Below are 8,541 nucleotides of genomic sequence, written 5' to 3' on the forward strand. Positions count from 1 at the left end.
CATGACCCTTCAACAAGAACGTCCAGATTCCCTCATTTCCAGCGCCCATTCAGCGCAGGTGCTCGATGCCTTGCGCGAGCGCGCTTCGCTGCCATCGCCGCAACTCGATGAGAGCCAGGCCTGCGACCTGCTGCGCACGCACTATGGCATTGAGGCGCAACTGACCCCGCTGGGCAGCCAGCAGGACCTGAACTTCCGTGTCGACACCGCCCAGGGTCGCCATGTGCTCAAGGTCTGCCACGCCAGCTACGCGCAAGTCGAGATCGAGGCGCAGCATGCGGCACTGGCGTACCTGCGTGAACAGGGCTTGCCGGTGGCGGCGGTGCGCAACGCGAACGACGGGCAGACCCTGCTGAGCGTCGAATACGGCGGGCAGAGCCTGCGCGCACGACTGCTGGAGTTCCTCGAAGGTCAGCCAGTGACCCGTATCAAACACCTGGAACCGCGCCTGATGGCCGAACTCGGCAGCCTGTGCGCGCGCCTCGATGTCGCCCTGGCCGGTTTCCAACACCCTGGGCTGGAACGCACCCTGCAGTGGGACCCCCGACACGCCAGTGCCGTGATCGCCGATCTGTTGCCAGTGGTTCAGGACCCCGAGCGACGCCAGCACGTCGAAAGCGCCGCACAGCTGGCCGCCAGCAAGCTGCAACCGCTGCTCGCACACCTGCCGGTGCAGGCGGTACATCTGGATGTGACCGATGACAACGTGGTCTGGCAGCGCGATGCCGAGTACCAATGGCAACTGAGCGGTGTCATCGACTTCGGTGATCTGTGCCACAGCTGGCGCATCGCCGACCTGTCGGTCACCTGCGCCGCGCTGCTGCACCATGTGGGCGGCGACCCGCTGCGTATCCTGCCGGCCGTCGAGGCCTACCAGGCCATCAACCCGCTCAAGGAACAAGAGCTGCGCGCACTGTGGCCGATGATCATCAACCGTGCGGTGATCTTGGTGCTCAGCAGCGAGCAACAACTGGCGGTCGACCCCGGCAACCAATACACGCAGACCAACATCGTGCATGAATGGGAAATCCTGCGCACGGCCATGGCGGTGCCTTTCTCCCTCATGGAAAACGCCATCCTCATGGCCGCCGGACAGCGCCCTGAAAGCGTCGAGTTGACCGGCGCTGCGCTGCTGCCCGCGCTGGCCGGCCAGGCCGTCAACCGCCTGGACCTCGGCGTGCTCAGCCGCCACTACGAGGCCGGCAACTGGGAGCGTCCCGGTTTCGACCAGGACCTGCTGCTGGCCCAACCCGCGCCGAGCTGCACGCTGCACGGTGAGTATCGCCTGTCGCAGACCCACATCGACCGTACTGACGAGCCGGCCACCTGCGCTTTGGGCGTGGAGCTGCACATTGCCCCCGGCAATGCCGTAGTGGCGCCGCAGGCCGGGCATTGGGTACAGGGCGAAAACGGCCGCAGCGCGCTGCGCACCGCGCACTGGAGCCTGTGGTTCGGTGGCCTGGAGCAGCAACCGGAACACGGCCAGCCCATCGCCGCCGGGCAACCGCTGGGCACCACCGGTCCCCTGCTGAGTGTGCAACTGTGCCTGGACACCGAGCTGCAACCGCCGTTCTTTGCCGTGCCATCGCATGCCCCGGTGTGGCTGACCCTGTGCCCTTCGCCCCAGGCGCTGCTGGGCTTCGACTGCGACGCCGCACCGCTGCCCGACCCGCAGGCGCTGCTGGCTCGTCGTGACGCCAGCTTCGCCCGTTCGCAGAAGCACTATTACGCCCAGCCGCCGCACATCGAGCGCGGCTGGCGCAACTACCTGATCGACATGCAGGGCCGCTCGTACCTGGACATGCTCAACAACGTCGCCGTGCTCGGCCACGGCCACCCGCGCATGGTCGCCGAGTCGGCACGCCAGTGGTCGCTGCTCAATACCAACTCGCGCTTCCACTACGCAGCCATCGCCGAGTTCTCCGAGCGCCTGCTGGAACTGGCCCCGCCAGGCTTCGACCGAGTGTTCCTGGTCAACAGCGGCACCGAGGCCGATGACCTGGCTATCCGCCTGGCCTGGGCGTTCAGCGGCGGGCGCGACATGCTCAGCGTGCTGGAGGCTTATCACGGCTGGTCGGTGGCGACCGATGCGATTTCCACGTCCATCGCCGACAACCCGCAGGCCCTGGAAACCCGGCCGGAATGGGTGCACCCGGTAGAAGCGCCGAACACCTTCCGTGGCCGCTACCGCGGCGCCGACAGTGCCGCCGGCTACCTGCGCGACGTGCATGCCAAGCTGGACGCCATCGACAGCGCCGGCCGCCAGTTGGCCGGGTTCATCTGCGAGCCGGTTTACGGCAATGCCGGCGGCATCGCCCTGCCCGACGGTTACCTGCAGGAGGTCTATGCCCAGGTGCGCAGCCGTGGCGGCGTGTGCATCGCCGACGAGGTGCAGGTCGGCTACGGCCGCCTCGGCGAACATTTCTGGGGTTTCGAACAACAGGGCGTGGTGCCGGACATCATCACCATGGCCAAGGGCATGGGCAACGGCCAGCCGCTGGGGGTGGTGATCACCCGCCGCGAGATCGCCGAAGCGCTGGAAGCGGAGGGCTATTTCTTCTCCTCTGCCGGCGGCAGCCCGGTGAGCTGCCGTATCGGCATCGCGGTGCTGGATGTGATGCGCGACGAAGGCCTGTGGGACAACGCCCGCGACGTAGGCCGCTACTTCAAGGCGCGCCTCGAAGGCCTGGTCGACAAACACCCCATCTGTGGCGCAGCGCATGGCTCGGGCTTCTACCTGGGCCTGGAGCTGGTGCGCGACCGCCAGACCCTGGAGCCGGCCACCGAGGAAACCACCCTGCTGTGCAACCGCCTGCGCGACCTGGGGATCTTCATGCAGCCGACCGGCGACTACCTGAACATCCTCAAGATCAAGCCGCCGATGTGCACCACACGGGAAAGCGTGGACTACTTCGTCGACAGCATCGACCAGGTCCTGTCCCACGACCTGTATGCCTGAGCGAGGGCGCCTCGCCGTAGGGCGGGGCGAAACCTCGGACCAGCAAAGCCGGTACCTCATCGAGGTGAACCCGAAAACACAAAGCCCGGGACATGCCCGGGCTTTGTGCGTTAACGCGCTAGCGACTCAGTGCTTGAACATCACATGACGGATCGCGGTGTAGTCTTCCAGGCCGTACATGGACATGTCCTTGCCATAGCCCGAATACTTCTGGCCGCCATGCGGCATTTCGCTGACCAGCATGAAATGCGTATTCACCCAGGTGCAGCCGTACTGCAACTGCGCGCTGAGGCGGTGTGCCCGGCCCACGTCGCGGGTCCACACCGATGACGCCAGGCCGTAGTTCGAATCGTTGGCCCAGGCCAGTGCCTGCGCCTCGTCGCTGAAGCGGGTGACCGAAACCACCGGGCCGAACACTTCGTGCTGAACGACCTCGTCGCCCTGCCGGGCGTCGGCGATCACCGTCGGTTCGAAGAAAAAGCCCGGGCGGTCGGCCACCTTGCCACCGGTGACCAGGCGAGTGTGCGGCAATGCCAGCGCCCGCTCGACGAAGCCGGCCACGCGCTCCCGGTGCTGCTCGGTGATCAGCGGCCCCAGCTCGGTCTGCGGGTCATCCTGCAGACCCAGCTGCAGGCTGCTGACTGCCTCGCCCAGTTTGTTGACGAACTCATCGTAGATCGCATCCTGCACATAGATACGGCAGGCCGCGGTGCAGTCCTGGCCGGCATTGTAGAAACCGAAGGCACGGATCGCCGCCACGGTTTCGTCGACATCGGCGTCGTCGAACACCAGCACCGGTGCCTTGCCGCCCAATTCCATGTGCATGCGCTTCACCGCGTCCGAGGTGCTGGCGATGATGCGGCTGCCGGTGGCGATGGAACCGGTCAGCGAAACCATGCGTACCTTGGGGTGCTGGGTCAGCGGCACGCCGACGCTGGGGCCACGCCCGAAGACCAGGTTCAGCACCCCGGCCGGCAGCACGTCGGCGAGCAACTCGCCCAGGCGCAGGGCGGTCAGCGGGGTCTGCTCCGAAGGCTTGAGCACCACCGTGTTGCCGGCGGCCAGCGCGGGAGCGATCTTCCAGGCCAGCATCATCAGCGGGTAGTTCCATGGCGCAATGGACGCGATGACGCCGATGGCGTCGCGGCGGATCATCGACGTATGACCCGGCAGGTACTCACCGGCCGCCATGCCGCTCATGCAGCGGCAGGCACCGGCGAAGTAACGGAATACATCGGCGACGGCGGGCAGTTCGTCGTTCAACGCAGCGCTGTAGGGTTTGCCGCAGTTGTTCGATTCCAGGCGCGCCAGTTCCGCAGCATGCTGGTCGATCACCTCGGCGATGCGCAGCAGGACTTCGGAACGTTCCTTGGGAGCGCTCTGCGACCAGCCGGGAAACGCCGCCGCAGCCGCTTCCACGGCCTGATTGACCTGTTCGCTGCTGGCCTCGGCAATCTGGACCAGCACCTCGGCGGTCGACGGGTTGAAAACCGGTTGAGGGCCGGCGGCCCCTTCGTGCAATTCGCCGTTGATGAGCATCCTGGTTTGCATGGAATCACCTTTGCTTGGACGTGCGTTGTCGTTTTTAGGCAAGCCTTCGCTGGCAGCGACCTGACGGCCTTCCACCTCGGGCAGCGTGTTGTAGCGCAGGCCCAATCTATGCTCGTATTTACTGTCAATAACAGTCGATCATCATCAGGAATTCTGACAATGGCGTTCTCCAGTGACTCACTGGCCATCTTCCTTGCGGTGCTGGAAAAGGGCTCTTTCTCGGCGGCGGCGCGCAAACTCGGCCGGGTCCCTTCGGCAGTGAGCATGGCGATTGCCCAGCTCGAAGCCGAACTGGATCTGGTGCTGTTCGACCGCTCCACGCGCAAGGCGCTGCCCACCAGCGCCGCCCTGGCCCTGGAGCCGCAGGCGCGCCAGGTGATCTGCCAGCTCAACCTGCTGGACGCTCAGGCCCTGCAAATCCACCAGGGGCTGGAAAAGCGCCTGAGCATCGCCATGGCCCCGGAGCTGCAGACCGGGCGCTGGAGCCAGCCATTGCAAGTACTGGCCCAGGAGTTTCCGACCCTGGAAGTGGAAGTGCGCTCGGCGACCCAAGCCGAAGCCGTGCAGTTGCTGTATGACGGCGAAGTGCAACTGGCGCTGGTGTTCGAACGCCCGGGCATCGACGAGCGCGAATCGTTCCTCGAAGCCGGCAGCCAACTGCTGATCGCCGTGGTGGCGCCGAACCACCCCGCCGCCCAGGCCAATGGCGTTCCACTGGCGGAAGAGCAGTTCGCCGAGCAGCGCCAGATCATCGTGGCCTCTGGCGAGCCCACCGGCTCCGAGCCGCGCATGGTGCTGTCGCGGCGCATCTGGTTGACCGACAGCTATCTGGCGACTCTGGACCTGGTGCAGAACGGCCTGGGCTGGGCCTACCTGCCGCAGCCGCTGGTGCAGCCACTGATCGACGCCGGCACCCTGGCCGAAGTGCGTTTCGACAACATGACCAGCCGCCTGCGGCTGTGGATCGACCTGATCTGGATCAAGTCCCGCCCCCTGGGCCTGGGTGCCCAGCGCTACCTGCAGGTGCTGCGCCAGGTGTTCGAAAAGGACCCGATGCGCTCCTGAGGTTTGCGCAACGCGGCAACGGGCCTGCAGGACCGGCATGAATCGCCATACCGTTCAGTTGGTCGCGATATGGTCCGACGGGAGCGGCTTTAGCCGCGAAAGCGCCGAGAAATTTACTGCATCTGCTGTGAACATTCAGTCGCTTCGCGGCTGAAGCCGCTCCTACCCGGTTACTGTTCGATTAAGTGGCATGTGGCTCGGTGGGAGCGGCTTCAGCCGCGAAAGCGCCAGGAAATTCACTGCAGGCACGACGCTAGACGTGCTGGCCACCGTTCACATGAATCTCCGCGCCATTCACATAGGACGCCCCGCGCGTACACAGGAAGTGGATCAATGCCGCCACCTCTTCCGGCTTGCCGAGACGGTGCATCGGGATGTCACGCTCGACGATCACATCGGTGCCGGCAGAGAGGATCGAGGTTTCGATCTCCCCCGGCGCAATGGCGTTGACGCGGATGCCATGCGGGCCGAAACCATGCGCCATCTCCCGGGTCAGCGCCGACAGCGCGGCCTTGGAGCAGGCGTAGGCGGTGCCGGCGAACGGATGCACCCGTGAACCGGCAATCGAAGTGACATTGATGACGCTGCCCTGCGCGGCCTTGAGTTCGTCGAACAGCCCCCGGGCCAGCAGCGAGGTGGCGAACAGGTTGACGTTGAATACCTTCAGCCACACGGCGTAGTCCGACTCCAGCACGCCAAGGCGCTCACCTTCCGGCCCCTTGGGCGAAATACCGGCGTTGTTGACCAGCGCATCGAGCCGCCCACCGAGCTTCTCGCGAATCGTCGGCAGGCTGTCGACCACGCTGTCGATGTCTTCAAGGTCCAGGTGAATGTGGTTGAGCTGCCCTTCGGCCCAGGGGCACTCGGCGACCCAGTCATGCCGGCTGGCAGTGAACACCCGCCAGCCGGCGGCATTGAAGTGCTTGACGGTGGCATGCCCGATACCACGGCTGGCGCCGGTCAACAGCAGGGTTTTCTGTTCAGCCATCTGTGCACTCTCCAGGATGATCCGCAAGAATCAGTAAAATTTATGATGCATCATATTTCGAATATGCTCTAATGCCCGAGCCGTGTCACTCACTCCAATCAAAAAGTCGGCCCACCCGGCAAGCCCCACGACCGGCGTTGTACATGCTGCCAAAAGAAGACAACAAGAACTCCTTCCCATTACGTACCCGCTGCCAGCCAAGCCAGGACCTGTGAGGAAAGCACGCATGAGCAAGATCGTCGCCGCATTGTTAGCCCTTGGTATCGGAGCCAGCCAGGCCATGGCTGCCGAGCCCCTGACCGTCGTGTCATTCGGCGGAACCAACCGAGACGCGCAGGACAGCGCCTTCTACAAACCCTTCACGGAAAAGACCGGGATCCCGGTGCTGGCCGCCGACTACAACGGCGAGATGGCCAAGATCAAGGTCATGGCCGACACCGGGAACACCACCTGGGACGTGGTCGAAGTGGAGTCGCCCGAGCTGCTGCGCGGGTGCAGCGAAGGCCTGTTCGAGCAGTTGAACTGGCCGGCCATCGGTCGCCGCGAGGCCTTCCTGCCTGAAGCGGTCAGCCCGTGCGGCGTAGGCATTTTCATCTGGTCCACGGTGCTGACCTACAACAGCAGCAAGTTGGCCAGCGCACCGCGCAGCTGGGCCGACTTCTGGGACACCAAACGCTTTCCCGGCAAGCGCGGCCTGCGTCGCGGCGCCAAGTTCACCCTGGAATTCGCCCTGCTGGCCGACGGCGTGAAGAAGGAAGACCTGTACAAGGTGCTCGCCACCCGCGAAGGCGTCGACCGGGCGTTCCGCAAGCTCGATCAGATCAAGCCGGACATCCAATGGTGGGAGTCCGGCGCCCAGCCCTTGCAGTGGCTGGCCGCAGGCGACGTAGTCATGACTTCGGCCTACAACGGGCGGGTGAACGGTGCACAACAGGAGGGCCAGCCGTTTGCCATTCAGTGGAATGGCAGCCTCTACGACCTGGACCACTGGGCGATCGTCAAGGGCAGCAAGCACAAGGCCGCTGCCGAGCAGTTCATTGCCTTCGCCAGCCAGGCGCAGCAACAGAAAGGCTTCGTGCAGCGCATTCCCTACGGGCCAAGCAATATCGCCACCCTGGACCTGCTTGATCGCACCACGGCCAACAACCTGCCCACCGCTCGCCAGAACCTGGCCAACGCCCGCGCCACCGACACCGAATTCTGGCTCGACAACGGCGAAGAACTCGAAGAGCGCTTCAATGCCTGGGCCAGCAAGTGACAGGGTAAACCGCTCCCCCGAGGGGGAGCTTCACCACGCTTCGGACATCGCCATGCCAACAGCCCCCAGCGAGCCGCCCATGATCCATGACCCCATCCTGCAATCACCGGTGCCGCAGGTGAGCAACGCCCAGGTACAGCAGGTGCTCCACGTGCACTTCGCGTTTTCCGGCACGCTGCAGCGCCTGGGGGGCGAGCGCGACCTCAACTACCGCGTATTGCGCAGCGATGGCCAGGCGCGCCTGCTCAAGCTGTCCAACCCCCTGGAGGATCCGCAGGTCACCGACTTTCACAACCAGGCCATGCAATGGATCGCCAAACGTGACCCGACGCTGCCGGTGCAGCGTATCCACCCGACTACCTGTGGCCGCCTGCAGGTCGAGGCGAGGGTCGGTGAGCAACGCCTGCTGGCCAGGCTGCTGTCGTTCGTCGAAGGCCAGCCTCTCAGCCAAGTGGCGCAACCCGGTCCCGCCCTGCGGCGAGCAATGGGCCAAGCCCTGGCGCGCTTCGACCGGGCGCTGGAGGGCTTCGAGCACCCGGCGGCCAATCACTTGCTGCTCTGGGACATGCAACACGCCGCGCGCCTGCGGCCATTGCTCGAACACCTGCCCGAAGGCGACATGCAGCGCCTGGCCGACCAGGCGCTGCATGTCGCCTTCGGGCAGGTGTTCGAGCAATGGCCGCAGGCGCGCGGCGTGTTGCATGTCCCAGAGCAGCAAGT

Annotated in this window: 5 protein-coding genes and 1 pseudogene; 4 read left to right on the plus strand and 2 right to left on the minus strand. The window is 65.1% G+C overall.

Annotated features, from left to right (window positions below):
- Position 1 precedes the first annotated feature (1 nt).
- Complete coding sequence (locus QZ497_RS11995; RefSeq protein ID WP_295474892.1) at positions 2-2,959, plus strand: aminotransferase; 2,958 nt, start codon at positions 2-4, stop codon at positions 2,957-2,959.
- A 126-nt stretch (positions 2,960-3,085) separates the two neighbouring features.
- Here QZ497_RS11995 and QZ497_RS12000 read toward each other — a convergent pair whose 3' ends face one another.
- A complete protein-coding gene (locus QZ497_RS12000) occupies positions 3,086-4,510 on the minus strand; it encodes a gamma-aminobutyraldehyde dehydrogenase (RefSeq protein ID WP_295474895.1) in 1,425 nt (474 codons plus the stop codon).
- A gap of 159 nt (positions 4,511-4,669) precedes the next feature.
- Here QZ497_RS12000 and QZ497_RS12005 point away from each other — a divergent pair, with 159 nt between their 5' ends.
- Entirely contained in the window at positions 4,670-5,575 is a 906-nt protein-coding gene (locus QZ497_RS12005; RefSeq protein ID WP_295474897.1) for a LysR family transcriptional regulator, read from the plus strand.
- Between the two features lie 253 nt (positions 5,576-5,828).
- Here QZ497_RS12005 and QZ497_RS12010 read toward each other — a convergent pair whose 3' ends face one another.
- On the minus strand, positions 5,829-6,563 hold the full coding sequence (locus QZ497_RS12010) for an SDR family oxidoreductase (protein WP_295474900.1): 735 nt from the start codon (positions 6,561-6,563) through the stop codon (positions 5,829-5,831).
- A gap of 226 nt (positions 6,564-6,789) precedes the next feature.
- Here QZ497_RS12010 and QZ497_RS12015 point away from each other — a divergent pair, with 226 nt between their 5' ends.
- Positions 6,790-7,821 carry an ABC transporter substrate-binding protein gene (locus QZ497_RS12015; protein ID WP_295474903.1) on the plus strand — a complete coding sequence of 344 codons (1,032 nt, stop codon included), beginning with the start codon at positions 6,790-6,792 and terminating at the stop codon, positions 7,819-7,821.
- A 52-nt stretch (positions 7,822-7,873) separates the two neighbouring features.
- Positions 7,874-8,541, plus strand: a pseudogene (locus QZ497_RS12020) (aminoglycoside phosphotransferase); the annotation flags it as partial.

The sequence above is a fragment of the uncultured Pseudomonas sp. genome (assembly GCF_913777995.1).
GTDB lineage: Bacteria > Pseudomonadota > Gammaproteobacteria > Pseudomonadales > Pseudomonadaceae > Aquipseudomonas.